17 protein-coding genes are annotated in these 21,425 nt (G+C 41.2%); 10 read left to right on the top strand and 7 right to left on the bottom strand.

The annotated features are described in order from the left end of the window. Nucleotides 1-14 precede the first annotated feature (14 nt). Nucleotides 15-1,424: a chromosomal replication initiator protein DnaA gene (gene dnaA, locus K333_RS0107925; RefSeq protein WP_024990310.1), complete on the bottom strand. Its 1,410-nt coding sequence runs from the start codon at nt 1,422-1,424 to the stop codon at nt 15-17. Nucleotides 1,425-1,912: 488 nt separating this feature from the next. Next, complete coding sequence (locus K333_RS0107930; RefSeq protein WP_161624558.1) at nt 1,913-2,929, bottom strand: helix-turn-helix domain-containing protein; 1,017 nt, start codon at nt 2,927-2,929, stop codon at nt 1,913-1,915. 551 nt (nt 2,930-3,480) lie between these two features. Between K333_RS0107930 and aspA the strand changes: the two genes are divergently transcribed. From aspA to K333_RS0107955, 6 genes are all read left to right on the top strand, one after another. Continuing rightward, nucleotides 3,481-4,911 carry an aspartate ammonia-lyase gene (aspA, locus tag K333_RS0107935; RefSeq protein WP_024990312.1) on the top strand — a complete coding sequence of 477 codons (1,431 nt, stop codon included), beginning with the start codon at nt 3,481-3,483 and terminating at the stop codon, nt 4,909-4,911. A gap of 234 nt (nt 4,912-5,145) precedes the next feature. Next, entirely contained in the window at nt 5,146-5,325 is a 180-nt protein-coding gene (locus K333_RS0107940) for a hypothetical protein (protein WP_024990313.1), read from the top strand. Nucleotides 5,326-5,378: 53 nt separating this feature from the next. Next, nucleotides 5,379-5,615, top strand: coding sequence for an ATP-binding protein (locus K333_RS12120; RefSeq protein WP_024990314.1), 237 nt, complete (start codon nt 5,379-5,381; stop codon nt 5,613-5,615). Nucleotides 5,616-5,619: 4 nt separating this feature from the next. Beyond that, nucleotides 5,620-6,696, top strand: coding sequence for a 3-methyl-2-oxobutanoate dehydrogenase subunit VorB (locus K333_RS0107945; RefSeq protein ID WP_024990315.1), 1,077 nt, complete (start codon nt 5,620-5,622; stop codon nt 6,694-6,696). Nucleotides 6,697-6,699: 3 nt separating this feature from the next. Next, on the top strand, nt 6,700-7,467 hold the full coding sequence (locus K333_RS0107950; protein WP_024990316.1) for a thiamine pyrophosphate-dependent enzyme: 768 nt from the start codon (nt 6,700-6,702) through the stop codon (nt 7,465-7,467). A gap of 67 nt (nt 7,468-7,534) precedes the next feature. Next, nucleotides 7,535-8,077, top strand: a complete 543-nt coding sequence (locus tag K333_RS0107955; RefSeq protein ID WP_024990317.1) for a 2-oxoacid:acceptor oxidoreductase family protein — start codon at nt 7,535-7,537, stop codon at nt 8,075-8,077. A gap of 805 nt (nt 8,078-8,882) precedes the next feature. Here the strand turns inward: K333_RS0107955 and K333_RS0107965 are convergent. Both K333_RS0107965 and uxuA read right to left on the bottom strand, forming a co-directional pair. After that, nucleotides 8,883-9,695: an SDR family oxidoreductase gene (locus K333_RS0107965; protein ID WP_027452546.1), complete on the bottom strand. Its 813-nt coding sequence runs from the start codon at nt 9,693-9,695 to the stop codon at nt 8,883-8,885. A 25-nt stretch (nt 9,696-9,720) separates the two neighbouring features. Continuing rightward, nucleotides 9,721-10,959 carry a mannonate dehydratase gene (gene uxuA / locus K333_RS0107970; RefSeq protein ID WP_024990318.1) on the bottom strand — a complete coding sequence of 413 codons (1,239 nt, stop codon included), beginning with the start codon at nt 10,957-10,959 and terminating at the stop codon, nt 9,721-9,723. Nucleotides 10,960-11,182: 223 nt separating this feature from the next. On the opposite strand from uxuA, the gene K333_RS0107975 reads away from it, so the two are divergent. Both K333_RS0107975 and K333_RS0107980 read left to right on the top strand, forming a co-directional pair. Next, entirely contained in the window at nt 11,183-13,696 is a 2,514-nt protein-coding gene (locus tag K333_RS0107975) for a cellulase family glycosylhydrolase (RefSeq protein ID WP_027452547.1), read from the top strand. Between the two features lie 212 nt (nt 13,697-13,908). After that, complete coding sequence (locus K333_RS0107980) at nt 13,909-14,535, top strand: DUF4923 family protein (RefSeq protein ID WP_024990320.1); 627 nt, start codon at nt 13,909-13,911, stop codon at nt 14,533-14,535. Between the two features lie 115 nt (nt 14,536-14,650). Here the strand turns inward: K333_RS0107980 and K333_RS0107985 are convergent, their stop codons facing one another. Next, entirely contained in the window at nt 14,651-16,765 is a 2,115-nt protein-coding gene (locus K333_RS0107985) for a M3 family metallopeptidase (protein WP_027452548.1), read from the bottom strand. A gap of 199 nt (nt 16,766-16,964) precedes the next feature. Here K333_RS0107985 and K333_RS13175 point away from each other — a divergent pair, with 199 nt between their 5' ends. After that, a complete protein-coding gene (locus K333_RS13175; RefSeq protein WP_154653017.1) occupies nt 16,965-17,123 on the top strand; it encodes a hypothetical protein in 159 nt (52 codons plus the stop codon). A gap of 507 nt (nt 17,124-17,630) precedes the next feature. Here K333_RS13175 and K333_RS12125 read toward each other — a convergent pair. Then, on the bottom strand, nt 17,631-18,284 hold the full coding sequence (locus tag K333_RS12125; RefSeq protein WP_154653018.1) for a hypothetical protein: 654 nt from the start codon (nt 18,282-18,284) through the stop codon (nt 17,631-17,633). 259 nt (nt 18,285-18,543) lie between these two features. On the opposite strand from K333_RS12125, the gene K333_RS0108000 reads away from it, so the two are divergent. Continuing rightward, nucleotides 18,544-18,822, top strand: a complete 279-nt coding sequence (locus K333_RS0108000; protein WP_027452549.1) for a hypothetical protein — start codon at nt 18,544-18,546, stop codon at nt 18,820-18,822. Between the two features lie 205 nt (nt 18,823-19,027). Here K333_RS0108000 and feoB read toward each other — a convergent pair whose 3' ends face one another. Continuing rightward, entirely contained in the window at nt 19,028-21,385 is a 2,358-nt protein-coding gene (gene feoB, locus K333_RS0108005; RefSeq protein ID WP_024990322.1) for a ferrous iron transport protein B, read from the bottom strand. Nucleotides 21,386-21,425: the final 40 nt, after the last annotated feature.

The following is a 21,425-nucleotide window of genomic DNA, read 5'->3' on the forward strand; positions in this document are numbered from 1 at the left end:
AAACTAAAGAAGGACTACGCCTTCTTTAGTTTGAACGAGTTCTCGATACTGGCTATCTCCTCGGCAAAAGCATGATTTGCCTTCAACAGATTCTCTACGGCCGTACAACTGTGGATGACGGTAGAATGGTCTCTGTTTCCGATCATCTTACCGATCCTACTGGTAGGGATGCGCGTATATTTCTGCACCAGATACATCGAGACCTGTCGAGCTACGACCAACTCGTGTTTTCTGCTTCTGCTGTTGATAGATGTAGCAGAAACCTCATAATGGTTACATACGGAATTCACGATGTCGTCAACGGTAAGGGTATGCTTGTCTTCCATCTTTACCGCGCGCTTGATACAACGTTCGGCCAACTTGAGGTTGATTTCTCCGCCATAGGTGATACTATAAGCGAGCAGACCGTTGATGACGCCCTGTAGATCTCTTACGCTGCCATCGGCATTTTCCGCAATGAAATAGATCACGTCTTCCGGAATGTTCAAACCGTTCTTTCTAATCAAATCTTTCAGAATATCTACACACAACTGTTTGTTTGGATTCTCCAATTCGGCAATAAGTCCGCATGAGAATCTGGTGAGCAATCTGTCGGGCATATCTTTTAACTCTACCGGAGGACGGTCGCTCGCTAAGATAATTCGTTTGCCATTCTTGAAAAGGTGGTTAAAGATGTGGAAGAATGTGTCCAGCGTCTTACCTTTACCCATCCACTCCTGAATATCATCCACGATAAGCATATCTATGGTCTGGTAGAATCCGATGAAATCATTTGTACGATTACTGATTACCGCCTGGGTGAACTGTACCTGAAAGAGTTTGGCACTAATGTAGAGTACTCGTTTCTGAGGATACAACTGTTTGGTTCGGTTGCCGATGGCGGAGATCAGATGCGTTTTTCCACATCCCGACGGACCGTAAATAAAGAGAGGGTTGAACTGGGTTGTGTTAGGATGTTCCGCTATCGACGCACCGATAGAACGGGGCAACTTATTACTATCACCTTCGATATAATTATTAAAGGTGAGATGCGCATTCAGGTTAGAATCCAAATCCGCGGAATGCTGATCGAGGAGAGAAGGAGCCTCGTTGGCCCTTGTCTTAGGTTGAGGAGTAACGGCATTGGCAGGATCAGCCTCTATATCCTGCGAAATCTTATGTTCATTATCGGTAACGATGCGATAAGTAAGACGTACTTTTTCCCCATAATAATGGTGTAGAACCTTGCTCAGCAAGTCTACAAAGTTCTGCTCCAAGTATTCATAGACGAATGGACTCGGTACTTTTACCAAGAGCGTTTGGGTCTTTGGGTCGAATTTCTCGAAGACAATCGGCCTAAACCAGGTATCGTATTGTTGCTCTGTGACATTTCCTTTGATTAAGGAGAGACATTTATCCCAGAGCTTTTTCGGGCTTGTTTCCATTATTGAGTTAAATTACAAATGTGTCTTTCGACGACGTATTACTTTCTAGCTTTTGCAAAGATAAAAAAGAAATCAATATCATGCAAATCCTTTAAAAATACAGAAAATAATATTTTTGATGTAACTGTCTAATAATAAGATAGTTAACGGATTTTTCCGAAAACCATCGAATTAATCTGCTTAAAGGATTTATAACTTGTTGATTATTAGGCTGATAATCATTTTTGATTATTGCTTACGTCTACGATAGTGAAACATATTCATACTCGGTGAAATCTCGCATGATAACGTATCTTTTGAGTAGAATCCTTTTTCGTGAAACATTTTGTTTTGCTATTTAGACAATATTTAAATAATAGACCAATCGACAGATTGAAATAGATATAGGTATGACCCTTTTTAGGAATATGCAAAATACGCAGTTAACTTCGTGGGCTGATAGAGTTAACTGCGTCGGCCTATATAGTTAACTGCGTAAGCTGATGAAGTTAACTGCGTAAAGTCTTGTTTTTACGATATTCGGCAGGGGTCATCTTAAAACGAGCTTTGAAAGCTTTATACATTGCTTGTTTGGTTCGATAACCTGTGGCCATAGCAATATCGCTGATCTCTCGGTCGGTCTTTGCCAGCAGGTCGGCGCAACGGCACAACTTTTTCTCGCTGATCCAAGCGCTGAACGTGAGTCCCACATTATTATATATATAGTCACTCAGTTCCATACGGTCAACATTCAAGGTATCAGCGACCGCCTCCAAGGTACAGTTACTGGAATATATCGGGTTGTTGTTCTCTCTTTTGAGGAGGCGCAGCAATTCGGTACGGATAATCTCAGCCGTGTAACATCCTTTAAGTTTCATCTGGGTATAACGTACAAATTGTGTGTACACGCAAATAGACCGTAGCAACAGACCGATCAACAAGACGTGACACAAACTGTGAAACCAAAGGTAGGGTAGCATGTGAGCAACTGTGAAAAGGATGAGGATCGTAACATAGGAGGCCAGGTTAAAATGCTCACGGTCTGTCTGTATATTTTCCATCTCCGAGATATGTTCTCGCCGATGCTTCCGCCAAAACAGGTATGCTTCGATGAGTTCGCCAAGCATGAAGAGATAAGACAACAGAATAATGGCCAACCAGGCGATGCGAGCTACAAAGATGACATGCGCTGCCGTACCGTCAACAGGTATGATGCCTTCCCACTGGTAAATTTGTCGATACCTGTTGCTTAGGCGCATGATGAAATAAAAGATGATAAGAATCAACGGATATTGCAACAGGAAAAACCAGTTGAACGGATTGCGATAATGCATCCTTCCGTAATAGGCCGATGCCAACAACACAAATGTAACAAAAGCGGAATAATATAGACAAATTGTGAATAGTGGGAGTATCTCTATACGACCATTGTCGACAATGAACAAATCGCTTATCGTGGCTGATAGTAATATACTAAAGAACGTTAAAAACGAATGACGACGAAATTGGAAATGTGTATCGTCCATCTTTCTTCCATAAACATGTTGAAATGTTATCATGTATATGAGTGTCAGATTAAGACAAATTATCGTAATGTAATATATTAATGTCATGTGTTGTTTATCTATTTTGCGATGCAAATATACGACTTTTTGATTAAAAACAGGTAATTCTCGTTTATTTTAGGTACATGATAACTTTTTTATGAGACATGATAACTTCTATTTTAAAGGATTTCCATAAATTTGCGGTAGAAAGAAGAAAGATTTATATATGCGAAGAAATATCCAGTTTTATAAAAATTGGGTATTAGATTAATAATTCTCTGATTATTTATAAAATTATATTCTTCGTAACGATTACACATATATGAATAATCAGAAGAAAAAGTTCTTATCTTATATATTTAAATGGTGCCGCTCGTGAGGGTAGCGCCATATCTTTTTTATCTTATTAACAAAACTTATTCTTAATTTGTTTACAATAATTAACATACTATAAGTTCTCATTCTATCAAAAGTTTATACCTTTGCATATAATTTATTTCTCTCTTATATATTATATAAATACAAATATTATGACCGAAGAAAAATTTAGAGTTGAGAGCGACCTTTTGGGCGAACTCAAGGTTCCTGCCGATGCGTTATACGGCGTACAGACCCAACGAGGCATCAACAATTATCATATCTCTCGCAAGAAAATGCGTGATTATCCTGATTATGTAATCGCAATAGCTTATGTGAAGTTGGCTGCCGTACAGACTAACCATGCGCTGGGCGTCATCGGTGACGAGATCGCCGGTGCCATCAGTCAGGCGTGTCGCGAGATCATAGATGGCAAATGGCATGAGAATTTCCCTATCGACATGATGCAGGGTGGTGCCGGTACATCGGTTAACATGAATGCGAACGAGGTTATCGCCAACCGTGCGCTCGAAATCATGGGACACAAGAAGGGCGAGTATCAATATTGTTATCCTAATGACCACGTAAACTGTGGTCAATCTACAAATGATGTTTATCCGACGACTATCCGTTATGCGATTATTCGTATGAATAAAACATTGGTGGCCAGTCTTACCGGACTGATTAGTGCGTTGCGCTATAAAGCTGACGAGTATAATGATGCCATCAAGATGGGAAGAACTCAGTTGCAGGATGCTGTGCCAATGACGTTCGGACAAGAGTTCAAGGCTTATGCCAATAACCTCGAAGAAGAGGTGCTAAACCTGGATCGTAATGTAAAATTGCTTCACGAAATTAATATGGGTGGTACGGCTATCGGTACGGGACTGAATGCGGTTCCTGGATTTGCCAAACTCTGTGCTGCCAACTTGAGTAAACTTACGGGGGAGAACTTTGTGTCGGCTACTGACCTTGTGGAAGCTACTCCTGACACGGGTGCTTATGTGAGCTATTCGGGTGCACTGAAGCGCTTGGCCATCAAACTGTCTAAGATCTGTAACGACTTACGATTGATGGCGTCGGGCCCTCGTTGTGGACTGAAAGAGATCAACCTTCCTGCCAAGGCTCCTGGTTCTTCTATTATGCCGGGTAAGGTGAACCCTGTCATCCCAGAGGTTACCAATCAGGTATGTTTCAAGGTAATCGGTAACGATACCACGGTTTCGTTTGCCGCAGAGGCCGGACAGTTGGAACTTAATGTCATGGAACCGGTAATCACGGAATGCTTGTTCGAGAGTCTGTGGTGGCTGCATAATGCTATTGACACGTTGACAGAGGAATGTGTACTCGGTATTACCGTCAACAAGGAGCGTTGCTATGACATGGTGAAGAATAGTATCGGTATCGTTACGGCTCTGAATCCTTATATCGGATATAAGAATAGTACCAAGGTGGCTAAAGAGGCTTTGGAAACCAATCGTTCGGTTTACGATATCGTAATCGAAAAGGGGTTGATGACCAAGGAGGCTCTTGACGAAGCTCTCGATCCTAAGGCAATGCTTCAGTCGCATAAGTTTCTTACCAAAGACTTATCTTCAAAATAATGAATTTTAGTTGAGGTTGTTGTGGTGACCTTGTATTTCACAGGGAGGCTATCTGTTGATATACAGGTGGCCTCTGCTTTTTATATCCTTCAGGCATGAATCACTTGCACACATCAAAAATGAATGTGCAAAATCGCCAATCTTTTGTATAATATATGTTAAGTTTATACGACCACTTCCACTTATCTTATCGATTTCTTATAAATTTGTCTTTGAGAAAAAAGTAGTAATGATATGACAAGTGAAGAATGGTATCTGAAAGGAAATGAAGAGCGTCGCCATCAGCATTTCGATGAAGCAATCCATTGCTACATGGAGGCTATCGCTCTAGATGCAAAAAGTCCGGCCGTAGAAGCTAAGCGGATGCTCGAAGATATTTATTCTTTCTATTGTAAGGATTATTATAATCCATAAAAGTTTGCTACCTTATATAATATATGTGAAAAATAATAATAAACACAATATAAATGAGCAAGATAAAAGGAGCCATCGTGGTGAATACGGATCGATGCAAGGGATGCGGCTTGTGTATCGCGGCTTGTCCTAAGCAAGCAATAGCGATGGCTGACAAGAAAGTAAATGTAAGCGGTTACCCGTATGTAGAGCCAAGTATTCAGGCTGATGCCTGTACAGGTTGTAAATCGTGTGCCATTGTTTGTCCTGACGGTTGCATTACCGTGTACAGAAAAAAAGTGGAGGAATGACGATATGGAAAACGAAGTGTTGTTAATGAAAGGCAATGAGGCAATTGCTCATGCTGCCATTAGATGTGGTGCAGATGGCTTCTTCGGTTATCCTATCACCCCTCAAAGTGAGATCATCGAGACTTTAGCTTTGCTCAAACCTTGGGAGACTACAGGAATGGTCGTTTTGCAGGCTGAGAGTGAGGTGGCGTCTATCAATATGTTATATGGTGGAGCCGGTGCCGGCAAGCGTGTGCTTACCACTTCTTCAAGCCCTGGTGTGGCTCTGATGCAGGAAGGTATCGCATATATGGCCGGTGCAGAATTGCCTGGTGTCATCGTGAACGTACAACGCGGTGGTCCCGGACTGGGTACGATCCAACCTTCCCAGGCTGACTATTTCCAGGCTACTCGTGGTGGTGGTAATGGTGACTATAATGTCATCGTTCTAGCTCCAAATAGTGTGCAAGAGATGGCTGACTTTGTAGACTTGGCTTTTGAACTTGCTTTCCGCTATCGCAACCCTGCCATGATTCTCTCGGATGGTGTTATCGGACAGATGATGGAAAAGGTGGTATTGCCACCGATAAAACCTCGTCGTACTGAGGAACAGATCAAGAAAGAATGTCCGTGGGCTACTTTCGGACGAACTGCTGACCGCAAGCCGAATATCATTACCTCTCTTGAATTGAAACCGGAAGTAATGGAACAACGAAATTTAGCTATGCAAGCTAAGTATCAGAAGATTAAGGACCATGAGGTGAGATACGAAATGCTGAGATGCGAGGATGCCGATTATGTAATCGTGGCTTTCGGTAGTGCCGCCCGTATTGCCGAGAAGGCTATCGAGATCGCACGAGAAGAAGGTATCAAGGTTGGACTTTTCCGACCAATCACGTTATGGCCTTTCCCTGAGAAGCAGTTGACAGAACTGGCAAAGAAGGTGAAGGGTATGCTCGTAGCAGAAATCAATGCCGGTCAGATGATAGAGGATGTAAAGCTTGCTGTGAATGGTGCCGTACCGGTAGAGCATTTCGGACGACTGGGCGGTATTGTACCGGAACCACAGGAGATAGTTGAGAATCTTAAAAAAATGATGTAAGCGATGAATGAAGATATAATTTCACCTGAGAATCTGGTGTATGAGAAACCAAAATTGATGAACGATACGCCAATGCATTATTGTGCGGGATGTTCACATGGTGTGGTTCACAAACTCGTTGCCGAGGTTATCGAGGAAATGGGTATGGAGGAGAAGACTGTGGGTGTTTGTCCGGTAGGATGTGCCGTGTTTGCCTATCGCTATCTGGATATCGACTGGCAAGAGGCTGCTCATGGTCGTGCACCAGCAGTAGCAACAGCGATCAAGAGATTGTGGCCCGATCGACTTGTGTTTACATATCAGGGGGATGGTGACTTGGCTTGTATCGGTACTTGTGAAACAATCCATGCCTTGAATAGAGGTGAGAACATTCCTATCATCTTCATCAATAATGCGATCTATGGTATGACGGGTGGTCAGATGGCTCCTACCACTCTGATAGGTCAGAAGACGGCTACTTGTCCGTATGGACGTGACTCGAAAATCCATGGTTATCCCCTGAAGATTACGGAATTGGCTGCTCAACTTGACGGCACTTGTTATGTAACCCGACAGAGCGTAGAGACCGTGGCTGCTATCCGACAGACCAAGAAGGCTATCCGTAAAGCTTTCGAGGCTAGTATGCATGGCAAGGGTAGCAGTTTGGTAGAAGTGGTAAGTACCTGTAACAGTGGTTGGAAGATGAGTCCTGTGAAAGCCAATGAATGGTTGGAAGAACATATGTTGGAATTCTATCATAAGGGTGATTTGAAAGATACAACAGGTCTATAGTTTTTAATCTTTATGGCTTTGCACCTGATGATGATTCATCAGGTGTGGAGGATAGAATAATAGAAATATGAAGAAAGAAATAATAATCTCCGGATTTGGTGGTCAGGGAGTACTCTCAATGGGTAAGATACTGGCTTATTCCGGTTTGATGGAAAATAAAGAAGTGACCTGGATGCCTGCTTATGGTCCAGAGCAACGTGGCGGTACTGCCAATGTTACGGTAATCATCAGCGATAATCGTATCTCTTCGCCAATCCTTAGTAGTTATGATATTGCTATCGTGCTGAATCAACCATCACTCGATAAGTTTGAGAGTAAGGTGAAACCGGGTGGTATCCTTATCTATGATGGTTTTGGTGTGATGAATCCTCCTAAGCGTAAGGATATCAAGGTGTATCGTATCGATGCAATGGATAAGGCTGCTGAGATGAAGAATTCTAAGGTCTTTAACATGATCGTATTAGGTGGATTACTTCAGGTTTGTCCTATCTTACCAGACAAGGCACTTGAAAAGGCATTATATAAAACGCTTCCTGAACGCCATCATAATCTGATTCCGCTGAATATGGAAGCTGTAGGCGAGGGTAGAAAGATCATCAACGAAGAATAATGATATGACATCCCTTAGATAAAGACGGATAAGTTTCTGTCTACGAGAAAGGTCGCATTCTGTTGAATACGACCTTTTTTTTATTTTTTCACTATAACCCATTATAGTGTGTAGAGATAAATTTAATACTTTTCTTCGTTATCGCTGCAAAGTAACATGATAGGAGCGATAGTTATCTTTTCAATCTTTGGTTTTTTGTAAACTAACTTTTTCATTTTTACACCTTAATCTTTTTACCGGCTGCAAAGTTAGTAATTTTATATGAGTTACAAAATAAAAAACATTCTTTTTTGAGATAGACAAAATAGAAAAAGATTCGACAATCACTTGCCGAATCTTTCTTTTTAGTTTATAGATATGCTCACGCACGTAAAAACTAACCTCTTAAATTTGCTTGAAAAACTCTCTAAAATTCTAAATTATCATGTGTGAATAAGTAATTTTTAGTATGCTTAAATGCAAATGAACTATTAATTGTATGCTTACAACTTCAAATGTAGAAAACTGAAGACTGGAACGAATTTAAAATCCACTTTTATCAAATAATCTACTTGTATCTATCTAAAACTGTTTTATATTTCGCAAAGATAAATTAATTTTTGGAAACTTGCACGTTTTTTAAGGCTTTTCTTTGAATTTTCTTGTAAAAAATGATACTTAAACCTATAAAAGCCATATTTATCCCCTTATTACCACAATTTATAGAATAAATAAAGGCTGTGGAAAATTACCACAGCCCTGTTTATTACATAGTTGATAGATTTCAGAACTTCACAGTCCCTTTATCATAAAGCAAATGAGTCATTTACATAGCGAAGGTATTGAAACCTCCATCTACTACTGCTACGGTACCTGTCACAAATGCTGCTGCATCGCTCATCAGATACTGAATGGTACCACATAGCTCTTCTGGTTTACCCATACGACCGAATGGGGTCTGACGGATAACATCCTTTCCACGTTGAGTAAAACTACCATCCGGATTGGTAAGTAATGCTCGGTTCTGCTCGGTAATGAAGAACCCCGGAGCAATAGCGTTTACTCGTATACCTTCACCGAACTTCATGGCTGTCTCATGTGCCATATAGGCTGTGAAGTTACTGATACCAGCCTTGGCAGCGGCATATCCACAAACACGGGTCATAGGACGGAAGGCTGCCATACTAGAGAAGTTGATGACAGAGCCTTTACCTTGTTTTACCATCGGACGAAGGAATACCTGTGTAGGAATAACGGTTCCGGTAAGGTTCAGGTTCAATACCTTCTGGAACTCATCGGCCTTCAGGTCGAAGAAATTCTGATCAGGGGTGATAGTTGCGCCCTTCTGATTGCCACCGGCAGCATTCAATAATGTATCTACACGACCGAAGTCAGCAAGAATATCCTTACAGTTCTGCTCTACGATTTTCTGATTCATCACATCGGTCTTATAGAATTTGGCTACGCCACCGTTCTTCACGATATCTTCGACAATAGCCTGTCCAACTTCTTCCTTGCGACCAAGAATACAAACTTTCGCACCTTGCTCAGCGAGATATTTGGCAATACAACGGCCGAGAACACCTGTACCACCTGTGATGACTACAACGTAGTCTTTAATATCAAATAAATTTTTCATATCTTTTCCTTTTTTAAATGTATTTTTAATCGAAGAATCCTGGTTGCTTGTATTCTATTCCTAACTCGCGATCTACCGTTGCTATAATTCCCTGTACCTGTCCCATAGCGAACATACGCCCTAAGAAACTGTAACCTGCATTATATCCTTTTGTCTCATCTCCCAGCATGGTCATACCATGGTCTACACGCATAGGAAGTTGTGGGTTTACCTTTTCAAAGATCCTTGTCAGTTCGATAAGGTCGGCACGACCACCCAAATGACTTGCTTCGGTGAAATCGCCATTAGGGAATACATGACAAGAACGAAGATGTACGAACCAGGTGCGTGAGGCAAACTGGCGTGCCAACTCCACAACATTATTCTGAGCACCGGCACTTAGTGAACCGGCACAAAAGGTGAGCCCGTTATGCTTGTTAGGAACAGCATTCAGGAACCATTCGATATCCTCCTTGCTTGTCACAATACGAGGCAAACCAAGGATCTGGAAAGGAGGGTCATCAGGATGCACGCACATATACATGTCACACTCCTCGCATACAGGCATGATAGCTTCGAGAAAATATTTCATGTTCTCGCGTAACTGTTTCTTGTCTATACCTTTATAGAGTGCTAAAAGTTCTCGGAACAATTCGATAGGATGTTCATCATCTTCTTTGAAGTTTCCACTTACAAATCCTTGTGTCTTGATGACGATATTTTCTACAAGGGCATGATCCTTTTCCGGGGTCATGGTCTTCTTAAGTTCATCAACCTCTTTTAATATATCGCGACCGTTAGGTTTACCGTCAGGGCCGAGTACTTTGAAATCTGCCCAACTTTCACGGGCATTTTCACGTTTTAATATATAGATGTCGAAGTAAGCGAATTCCGGTATACTGAAGTATAGATTTGATGTCCCATTAGGATTAGCATGCAACAAATCCGTTCGTGCCCAGTCGAGGACTGGCATAAAATTATAGCAGATTGTATGAATGCCTTCGGCAGCCAAATTACGGAGACTCTCCTTATAGACCTCAATCTGATGATCACGGTCAGGACCAGCATATTTGATGGTTTCTACTACAGGAAGACTCTCGACAACGCTCCATCGCATGCCGTAACTTTCAATATATGATTTCAAATCATGAATTTTCTCACGAGTCCAAACTTCACCGAGAGGTACATCGTGGAGAGCTGTTACAATTCCTTCTACACCGATTTGTTTTAGCATGGCCAGCGTGATGTTATCTTTTTTACCGAACCATCTCCATGTTTTTTCCATTTGTTTCTTGGTATTTTAATTATTTCTACACGCAAAGGTAAGCAAAAAAAAGAAAATCAAATTACAAAAAAACAAAAGTTTTGTCCGATGAATCAAAATATCAAGCATTTGAACCAAATGAGAAAGTATTTGGTACGTTACACAAAGTATTATTAACATAAAAATACGACATTTGCAATGTTAAAAACTAATTATTTTTATAACCTTAAAAAAAATATGCGAAATGATTAAGAAAGTTTTAGCTTCTTTTTTGGTGGCGATGTCTATGCCAATAGGAGCTTGGGCTCAGTTTGGAGTTGTAGAGCCCTTACACGTAGATGGGAATCAACTAAAAGACCCGACAGGTCACAAGGTGGTACTACATGGAGTAATGGACACCCCTAATCCTTATTTTAACCACAATCGATGGGGATATGCATGCAATGATGGAACCGTGAGTGCATGTATCAACTATTTTGATAAGATGTTTGCTGCTATTACTGACACACGTCAGGGTGCTTATTGCAACATCTTCCGTCTTCATCTAGATCCTTGTTGGACTAATGAGGGAAGAGCAAATGGTGAGGCTGATATCTCTAAGTTTAGTGCAGCTCGTCTGCAGAAGTATCTGAATTCTCTTTATTTCCCAATTGCACAGAAGGCCCTGAATCATGGTTTGTATGTTGTCGTCCGACCTCCTGGAGTATGTCCTAAAGAACTTCGCGTAGGCGATGCTTATCAGAATTATCTAAAAACGGTTTGGAATATCGTATCGAGTAACTCGAATATCAAAAGTCATGCAGGTGTCATCTCTATTGAACTGGCCAACGAACCTGTTCACGTAACAAACCAGTGGGGACAAAATTCTGCCAGTGCACTTCATGATTATTTCCAACCTATTGTAGATTTGATTCGCAAGAATGGCTTTACTGGTGTCATCTGGGTTCCTGGTACAGGTTATCAATCTCAATATCAGGACTACAAGACCAACCCTATTGTGGGCAGCAACATTGGCTATGCAGTACATGTCTATCCCGGATGGTATGGTCAAAAGGCTACGAATGCCACAAGTTGGGGATTTATCCAGAACTTCCAGAATCAGGTGCCTGTAGTAAAAACCAACCCAATCCTTGTGAGTGAAATCGACTGGAGTCCTGAGAAGCCGGGTACTGGTAAGTATAACGAGTTTGGTGAATGGGTAGGTTCTAACCAAGGAACATGGGGAACAGCGACAACCTCAAAATGGGGAAATGCTTGGAAGGCCTGTATGGATCACTTCGGTAACATCAGTATGACCCTTACGAGTGCTGACGACTATGTCGACCTTGATACTTACCTGAAATCCGGTCGTGTAACACCTTCTTTCGGTGGTAACCAGGAAGCTTGTGCCAAGGCTTGCTTTAACTGGTATGCCGAATATGCCAAAGTGAACTATGCGCATAAGAGTGGCTCCGGTTCACAAGGTGAGCAGGGTGGTGGACAGGTACAACCGCAACCATCACAGCCAACAAACTATGGAACGAGCCTAATTCCTGCATGGAATACAAACCAGTCTGACTTTATTCCAGAAGGTTGGACCGTTTGTGATAATGGTGAAGAGGCAGCTCCTGGTAATGTGGCTCGTGGTCCTCGTATCATGAAATGGCCAGGAGGTGGCGATTTCAATTCAGTATTCTATTGTCGCGAAGTTTCTGCGGACAAGGGCGGTTTTATCGAATATGGAGGAAAGAATGGCTATCGTCTGAACCTCGGATATGGCGAATACGAAGTTGTCTGCAACGCTGCAGCTTGGCAGGGAACACCTTATCTGAAGGTAGAAGTCTTTGATCCTACAAATGCAGTCCTTACCTCAACGATTATCGCCGTTCGTCCGAATGTAAACAAGAATACCGGCACACGTGTCACCAATTCTGCACAGTTACGTTTAAGTTTTTATTCAATGATAAAAGGTAGCTATCGCATACGTTTCACACCTGTTGCCGATGCTCAAGGAAATGGTGGCATCTGGGAAGAAGTAGTACTGGGCAACATCGGATTATATGCTAAAGGCAATCCTTTGTCTTTCAACACAGCCAACGAGGTGCCTACAGGATGGACGATCGTTGATGCTGGAACGACCTTGTCAGCTGGAGCAGCCGGTGCCGGTCCACGTGTATTCCAATTTAAGGCAGGTGGCGATTTGGCAACAGGTCTCTACATTCGTCAAAGTGATGCTTCAAAAGCAGGCTATGCTGAGTTTGGTTCTGCCAATGGTTATGGTATGTCGCTCAAGGCCGGACAGTATGCGTTGACCTATAATGCTGTGGCATGGGCAGGCAATCCATACATGAAATGTGAAGTCATCAATAGTAATAATCAGGTAGTGGGCAGTCAGATTATCGCCTTGAACAAAAGCGTAGAGAAGGATCTTAATGCATCAACAAGTGGTTCTGCTCATGGCTACGTCAGATTCAATGTACCTACAGGATACTATCGTTTCCGTTGGACTCCGGTAGCCGACCAATGGGGGAACAGTGGAACATGGATAGAAGCCATCTTTGGCCATATCAAGATTCAACAGGCTTCAGCTTCTTATTCCAAGTCACTTACAAGGTCTAGTGCTATAAGCATTGACTATGGAAATACTATTATCGAAAATACTGCGAAATTAAAAAACGAAAAGGATGAATGGTATACTGTTCAAGGGCAGAAGCTATCGTCAGTTCCTTCAGTATCAGGCATTTATATTCATAATGGAAAGAAAGTTGTCGTAAAGTAAATTAAATTAGCAATTAGTTTTTAACAACATAATCCTCGAGATCTTCTTCTCGAGGATTTCTTTTTTATTCCATAAACACCTATTTATATATACAGGTAACCGAATAGGGGAAATATAGCAGAAATTCATATAGAAAAGGATAAAATCATAATCTTATATTTGGTAGATTTAAGAAAAAATTCGACCTTTGCAGAAATAAAAATATATGCGATATGAAAAAATTATTTATTCTAGTAGTAGGTTTTTGTATGTTTCTTGTTAGCTGTGGTACAATGGCAACATCAGGTTCGTCAACAGGTATCCTTGGTGAGGTATTGGGTGCGATGACGAATGGCGAGACTATCGGCAACGTCCTTACATCGGTTATTGGTCTTGATAAACTGAGTGCCCGCGACCTTGTAGGAACATGGCATTATCATGGTCCCGGATGTGCATTCACTTCCAATAATCTACTAGCCAAGGCCGGTGGTGAAGTGGCTGCAACAGAAATCAAGAACAAGTTGAAGGATACTTATAACCATTTAGGTTTCAATAAGTCGAATACATACATTACATTTAATGAGAATGGTACGTTCTCTGCCAAGATTGATGGAACAAAGTGGAATGGCAACTATACATTCAATGCCAAGACTCAACAAATACATCTTCAGGGGTTATTACTCAGTATTAATGGCTATACCAAACGTAGTAGCAATGGCATCTGCATCCTTTTTGAATCTAAAAAACTTCTTACTTTGTTGCAGACCTTAGCTGCTATCAGCGGAAACTCTACAGCTATAACCATTGGCGACATCAGTAAGAATTATGATGGTGTACGTATTGGTTTTGAAATGAAATAGTGATTACCTCCGCTATTCTAAACGAAAGAGGACAAAACCAATACTCAGGTTTTGTCCTCTTTTTATATCGTATGAATGATTCCCATACTATGGAAATCATCTCAGTTTTTTCTTTTTACATACCACGGGCCTTGAGCAAACTTTCAGCATTTGGTTCTTTCAAACCAGTAAAGTCTGTGAACATATTCATCAGGTTTCTTGTATTTCCACGACTTAACACCTTATCACGGAAAGCCTGACCAACAGCAGGATCAAGAGCACCATGAGCTTTGAAATAATCGGCAATATTGCATGCAAGAACCTCAGTCCATAGATAACTATAATATCCTGCTGCATAGCCTCCTCCCCATACATGGTTAAAGTAAGAAGTAGAGTAACGAGGAGGTATCTGTGTGTCGAATAATCCAATCTCCTTCAAGACCTTACTCTCAAATTCCTGAGCTTTCTCTGCAGTAGGGACATCTTTGCCAGCAATATTATGCCATGCCAAATCCAGACAGGTAGCAGCCAAGTTCTCACCCAAGGCATAAGCTGGTTGGAAAGTAATTGATTGCAGCATCTTAGCTTTCAACTCCTCCGGCATTGGCTGATTGGTAAGATAATGGCGCGCATAATGATCGAAGATTTCAGGAATACTTGCGAACGATTCATTAAACTGTGAAGGCATCTCCACGAAGTCACGTGCCACGTCCGTTCCAGAAAGTGTATTATACTTGCAATTAGAGAGAATACCATGTAAAGCATGACCAAACTCATGGAACATGGTTGTTGTCTCATCCCAAGTAAGTAGAGTAGGTTGTCCGTCTGGGGCTTTCGCCACATTACATACATTATATATAATAGGCAACTGCTTGCGCAGCCCACTTTGTTTAGCGAATTCACTCATCCAAGCTCCACCACGTTTGGTAGGGCGACGGAAATAGTCTACATAGAATAAAGCGATATCCTTGCCATCCTTATCGATAACCTCGAAAACTTTCATGTCTGGGTGATAGGTAGGAATATCCTTACGTTCCTTGAAGCTAAGTCCGTAAACACGATGAGCCGCATAGAACACACCATTCACCAGTACACTATCGATGTTGAAATAAGGTTTCACATCATCGTCAGAGATGTTGAGCAACTCCTTCTTCATCTTAGCAGAATAATAGAAACGGTCATAAGGTTCGAGTTTAAAGTCTTCGCCCATCGTCTTACGAGCAAAGCTCTCGATATCCTGCGTTTCCTTATCAGCGAGAGGTTTATATTCCTTGATCAGATTCTTCAAGAAACCATATACATTATCCGTATTCTTAGCCATTGTTTTCTCGAGCGAATACGCAGCATATGTATGATAACCCATAATCTCGGCCTTTTCAGCTCTCAACTTAGCAATCTCGCTAACGATAGGGAAAGTGTTATACTGGTTCGTACCATCAGCACGATGGATAGAAGCTTCGTAGACACGTTTTCTCAGTTCACGATTTTCGAGACTTGCCAAGATAGGCTGTTGGGTGGTATTCACGATGACAATACAATAAGGTGCCTGACCACCACGAGCCTCTGCATCTTTTTTACATTGAGCGATGTCAGCTTCGCTTAGTCCTTTCAACTCACTTTTATCATTCACCCAAACCACAGCATGATTCGTGGCATCAGGAAGAACCGTACCCCATTGCTGTTGCAAGTCGGAAATGCGATTATTGATGGCCTCCATACGTGCCTTCTTCTCCTTGGAGAGCAGCGCCCCGGCTCTTACAAAACTCTTATACTGCTCTTCGAGTAGTTTTTTGTCTTCGCCTTTCAGTTTATTGTATTCATGGTCATAAACATACTTGATGCGCTCAAACAATTTCTGATTGAACGATACTTCGTTTTCAAACTGAGTGAGCAAAGGCATGACCTTCTTTTCAGTTTGTGCTATTCCCGGTGTTTTATCAGCACTTGTCAGACAGAAGAAAATAGAAGATACACGATCGAAGAGTACCCCACATTTTTCATAAGCGAGTACTGTATTCTCGAAAGTAGGTTTCGCCTTGTTTTCTACGATCTTCTTTATCTCTTGTCGTTCCTGTTCTATGCCAGACTCCAGAGCCGGCAAATAGTTCTCTTCCTGGATTTTGCTGAAATCAGGAGCCCCAAAGGGCAGATTACTCTTCATAAGCAACGGATTACCATTGCCAGCCGAAGCCAATAATACCGTTGATGCAAGTGTTGCACTAGTAAGTGTCTTCTTAATTTGTTGTTTCATGTTATGGTTTATTGAATTGGTTATTCATGAATTTCGGACAAAGATACAAATATTATTCGGATATTGCAGATATGAAAACTAATTAGTCACAAAATGAAAAACCTTTTTAACGAAAAAGGTTGTGCGCTATCAAATTAATACTTATTTTTGCAGAAATGAGGCATATCTATTTTATTACTTAATATATTATATTCGAATTATGAAGGCTTTTTATGAAAATGAGGAAAAAATGAATCCAAACATGGACTTTATCGTATTGTATAATCAGCAGATTCGCCGTGAACGCAGATGGCATATGGTACAGAATGTCACAATCTCGATACTTATTACTTTAGGAATCATTTGTTTCCTTTTGTAAGATATACAATAAACAAATATTAATAATCCATTAACATCTATTTGTCACTTTGTACTTATTAATGGGAGCTTGAACGGATAAATACGTTATCGTACACACTTTTTAACCATCAAAAGTATCATTCGTACAAAAATTGAACGAATATACCCCTATGTTTCAATCCCAAAGTATTATCTTTGCACGGTAAGATTTTATTAAAAGTATAACTCTATTTATTAAGTATTATCTCGTAACGTTTAACTAATTTGTAAGTTTGTACCATTATTATGTTTGAGTATATTTTTGTGATTCTCAAAGTACTCACTATTACCTTGGCTTTGCTATGGGTTTTAGTGATGATATATATGGGGATAAGAGTCATTCTTAGATCCAGATATTAAAATCCGACGAAACAAGAACAAAAGCATTTTACTTATATACTTGAGTAATTATAATCGCAGTCGCGTGAATCAGCTGAGAAGCCCATCCACGCGACATTTTTATATACTTTATCTATCATGAAGCAAACTATCGATGTCCTCCGAATGCTCTAGAGCTATTGTTTGGTCTGCTCATGACTTCGGGATTCCTTCGAGAGTTTCCGAAGGACCTATTACCATTTCCGAAATCACGGTTTCTGTCAAACTCATATCTGTTACCATTATACTTATTATCATTGAAATGACCAAAATCCCTATTGTGATTTTCCCTTATTACCTTATTCTTCTTAGGTTGACGCCAAGTACGGTTTTTATACCAAAACCTATCATGTCCACCACGATAAGTGATATACACACGAGGACGAGAACGATAATAGAGGTCACGGTCATAATATCTGTCATAGATACGGAAATAATAAGCATTACTGCTCCAGTATACAGGGCGATAGAAATACTCAGCAGCAAGATATCTATTATATTGCCAATTTGAGAGGACATAGGCAAGACTGTTGTTTCTATAGTTCCAATAATTACCATAGATATCATATCGGTCCATATTCATCAGATAGTCAAGGTTTATCTGATAGACAGCCTCATATTGTTCTTCCGTAAGACCGAGTTCATAAGCCATCTTGTCACTCAAGAAAAGCGCCTTCTCTCTTGCCTCGTGATAAGGCATTGCTGATACAGAAGTGGCTATTGCCAACATCATCGTTATCATGATCATTTTTATAGTCTTCATAATTATAGTCTTAAATGATTATACATTTATCTTCTTTCTGATGCAAAGGTAATGATTCTTATACATTCCTCCGAGAGGATTCTCCTATTTGATTATGGGAAAATCCCTAATCTCATTCGGGAAATACGAATAAGTCTAGAAATAAAGAAAATAAAAAAAATAATGACAAAAAGTTGCTTGATTGTAGAATATTTAATACCTTTGCCATCAATAACTCGTATCTAATAAAAAAGAGTCGTAACGTAAGTAAAACAAAAACATGGGAATTGAATTAAAAAAGAAAATGACAGGTCATGACCAGATCATGGCCCAAAAGAAGGATGAAGAGATGCGTTTTCTCGAGATATCCATTCTACGTTGTATTAATGATGGTGACAAATATGAAACTTATGAGGAAGAAATCAAACGCTATATAAACCTTAGTGACGGATTTGCCTCTGAAGATAGATTACAGATGCGCCGTACGATTATCGCCAGTTTACGAAGCTCTGATAATCTTCATCTACAGACCATAGCTGAACAGATCGAGAGAATCTAACGCATAAGACATAAGTAAAAGGGCATTCTCATTTTTGAGAGTGCCCTTTCTTTATGACTTTCAAGATACATCCTTCCGCATCACATGTTTCACAACTATCATGCTTGCGTCTATGCTCTTTCCAGCGAAACATCACAATCCCTATCAAGATGAGTATTATTAAAATAAGGAGAAGAATGCTCTGTATGTTCATCGACATCCTATATTATATGATACAATTCATTATCCAGTAGATGATAAAGGCGCAAATCCACGCAACAGCAGTTTGCCAGAACACGAGTGCAACAGCATATTTTGTTCCCATTTCCCGTCGTGTCGCAGCAATGGTAGCCACACAAGGGGTATAAAGCAGACAGAAGACGAGTAAAGATATTGCCTGAGCCATATTGAGTACAGCATGTATACTTGCCGCACTACCGAAGAGCACCGTCAGGGTAGCCACTACACTTTCCTTGGCCATGAATCCACAGATTAACGAAGATACCACCTTCCAATTACCGAATCCAACAGGACCGAATATCGGAGCGATCATACTTGACAGATAAGCCAAAATACTATTTTCACTATTCTGTACGTGGTTAAGTCCGAAATCGAAAGTCTGCAAAAACCAAATGATGATAGTAGCGATAAAGATCACACTAAAAGCACGTTGGATAAAGTCCTTCGTCTTATCCCAGATCAGGCGCATCACACTCTCGCTATCAGGCATACGATAGTTAGGAAGTTCCAGAACAAACGGTACAGGTTCTCCCTTTACGATATGCTTCATCGCTAGAGCCACAAGGATTCCGATTACGATAGCAAACAGATAAAGTGCCGTCATGACTAATCCTCTATAGTCAGGCAGAAAAGCTGCGATAAAGAAACCATAGATAGGCAATTTGGCTGTACAACTCATAAAAGGTGTAAGCATTACGGTCATCCTACGGTCACGCTCAGAAGGCAGTGTTCTCGTTGCCATCACACTCGGAACAGAACAACCAAAACCGATGAGAAGCGGTACAATACTACGTCCCGACAGTCCCAGCTTTCGCATACTCTTGTCCATGACGAAAGCGATGCGAGCCATATATCCGCTATCTTCGAGTAGGGACAGGAAGAAGAATAAGATCACGATGATAGGCAAGAAACTGATCACAGTTCCCACACCTGTATATATACCATTAATGATAAGCGAATGAACAACAGGCGATATCTTCCATGTCGTGAGCACTTGATCACTCTCTGCCGTAAACCAACTCACACCGTCGGCTATCCAGTTTTGTAGTGTACCGCCCAGAACATCAAAGGTGAGATAAAAGATCGTCGCCATAATGATGAGGAAAGCCGGTATGGCTGTCCACTTACCCGTGAGCACTTGATCGATATGCCTACTGCGAGCATGCTCCTTACTTTCCTTCGGTCTTACCACCGTATATCCACATGTAGAGATAATGAAGTCGAAGCGCATATCTGCTATGGCCGCAGCTGCATCGAGTTCACGTTCTGCCTCCATTTGTCTTCGGATATGTTCAACCATATCTTGCTCATTTTCATCAAGATGCAGAGCTTCGTTCACGAGTTTGTCACCCTCTATCAACTTGGTGGCAGCGAATCGGAGAGGAATCTCCGCCATCTCTGCATGATCCTCAATCAAACTCATCATGGCATGGATGGCACGATGCACAGCACCCTTATGTTCCTTCGGGTTACAGAAGTCTTGTCGTAGCGGAGCCTCGGCATATTTAGCCACATGTACAGCATGCTCCACCAACTCATCTACGCCCTCATTCTTCATCGCTGAAATAGGAATAACAGGGATGCCCAGTTGTGTTTCCAGTTCATTCACGAGAATGGTTCCGCCGTTGTTTCTCACCTCGTCCATCATGTTTAATGCCAACACCATCGGGATACCCAATTCCATGAGTTGCATCGTGAGATACAGATTACGCTCCAGATTTGTTGCATCAACGATATTGATAATTCCGTTTGGTTTGGTCTTGAAGATAAACTCACGACTGACAACCTCCTCACTCGTATACGGAGAAAGCGAATAGATACCAGGCAAATCGGTTACGGTAGCTTCAGGATGCCCTTTAATGATGCCTGATTTCTGATCTACCGTAACACCCGGAAAGTTGCCCACATGCTGATTAGAACCTGTAAGTTGGTTGAAAAGCGTCGTCTTACCACAGTTCTGATTACCCACAAGTGCAAAATTGAGTTTATCAAAGACCACATGATCATGTTCTCCTTTATGACCGATGAGAGGTATCATCTCACCATATCCCGGATGCTCATGCCCTTTATGACTATAAGCATAGTTGTGGTGATGCTCTTTTTCCGCAGCCTTTTCGTTGCTTGTAGGCACGACTTCTATCTTTTCAGCATCAGCCAGTCGCAAAGTCAATTCGTATCCTTGCACCATCAACTGCATAGGATCACCCATAGGCGCATATTTTACCAGTTTCACATCAATACCGGGAATCACACCCATATCGAGGAAATGCTGTCTCAAAGCCCCTTCGCCTCCGACTGTCCGGATTGTTGCGATTTGTCCAATCTGTAAATCTCTTAATGTCATATCTATTTTTTCTCTTCTGATGCAAAGATAAGATGTTTTC

This window comes from Segatella albensis DSM 11370 = JCM 12258, assembly GCF_000426565.1.
Taxonomy (GTDB): Bacteria; Bacteroidota; Bacteroidia; order Bacteroidales; family Bacteroidaceae; genus Prevotella; species Prevotella albensis.

Excerpts from the sequence above, each read along its gene's own strand:
- dnaA (WP_024990310.1), bottom strand. The coding sequence starts at position 1,424 with ATGGAAACAAGCCCGAAAAAGCTCTGGGATAAATGTCTCTCCTTAATC.
- K333_RS0107930 (WP_161624558.1), bottom strand. The coding sequence starts at position 2,929 with ATGGACGATACACATTTCCAATTTCGTCGTCATTCGTTTTTAACGTTC.
- aspA (WP_024990312.1), top strand. The coding sequence starts at position 3,481 with ATGACCGAAGAAAAATTTAGAGTTGAGAGCGACCTTTTGGGCGAACTC.
- K333_RS0107940 (WP_024990313.1), top strand. The coding sequence starts at position 5,146 with ATGACAAGTGAAGAATGGTATCTGAAAGGAAATGAAGAGCGTCGCCAT.
- K333_RS12120 (WP_024990314.1), top strand. The coding sequence starts at position 5,379 with ATGAGCAAGATAAAAGGAGCCATCGTGGTGAATACGGATCGATGCAAG.
- K333_RS0107945 (WP_024990315.1), top strand. The coding sequence starts at position 5,620 with ATGGAAAACGAAGTGTTGTTAATGAAAGGCAATGAGGCAATTGCTCAT.
- K333_RS0107950 (WP_024990316.1), top strand. The coding sequence starts at position 6,700 with ATGAATGAAGATATAATTTCACCTGAGAATCTGGTGTATGAGAAACCA.
- K333_RS0107955 (WP_024990317.1), top strand. The coding sequence starts at position 7,535 with ATGAAGAAAGAAATAATAATCTCCGGATTTGGTGGTCAGGGAGTACTC.
- K333_RS0107965 (WP_027452546.1), bottom strand. The coding sequence starts at position 9,695 with ATGAAAAATTTATTTGATATTAAAGACTACGTTGTAGTCATCACAGGT.
- uxuA (WP_024990318.1), bottom strand. The coding sequence starts at position 10,959 with ATGGAAAAAACATGGAGATGGTTCGGTAAAAAAGATAACATCACGCTG.
- K333_RS0107975 (WP_027452547.1), top strand. The coding sequence starts at position 11,183 with ATGATTAAGAAAGTTTTAGCTTCTTTTTTGGTGGCGATGTCTATGCCA.
- K333_RS0107980 (WP_024990320.1), top strand. The coding sequence starts at position 13,909 with ATGAAAAAATTATTTATTCTAGTAGTAGGTTTTTGTATGTTTCTTGTT.
- K333_RS0107985 (WP_027452548.1), bottom strand. The coding sequence starts at position 16,765 with ATGAAACAACAAATTAAGAAGACACTTACTAGTGCAACACTTGCATCA.
- K333_RS13175 (WP_154653017.1), top strand. The coding sequence starts at position 16,965 with ATGAAGGCTTTTTATGAAAATGAGGAAAAAATGAATCCAAACATGGAC.
- K333_RS12125 (WP_154653018.1), bottom strand. The coding sequence starts at position 18,284 with ATGAAGACTATAAAAATGATCATGATAACGATGATGTTGGCAATAGCC.
- K333_RS0108000 (WP_027452549.1), top strand. The coding sequence starts at position 18,544 with ATGGGAATTGAATTAAAAAAGAAAATGACAGGTCATGACCAGATCATG.
- feoB (WP_024990322.1), bottom strand. The coding sequence starts at position 21,385 with ATGACATTAAGAGATTTACAGATTGGACAAATCGCAACAATCCGGACA.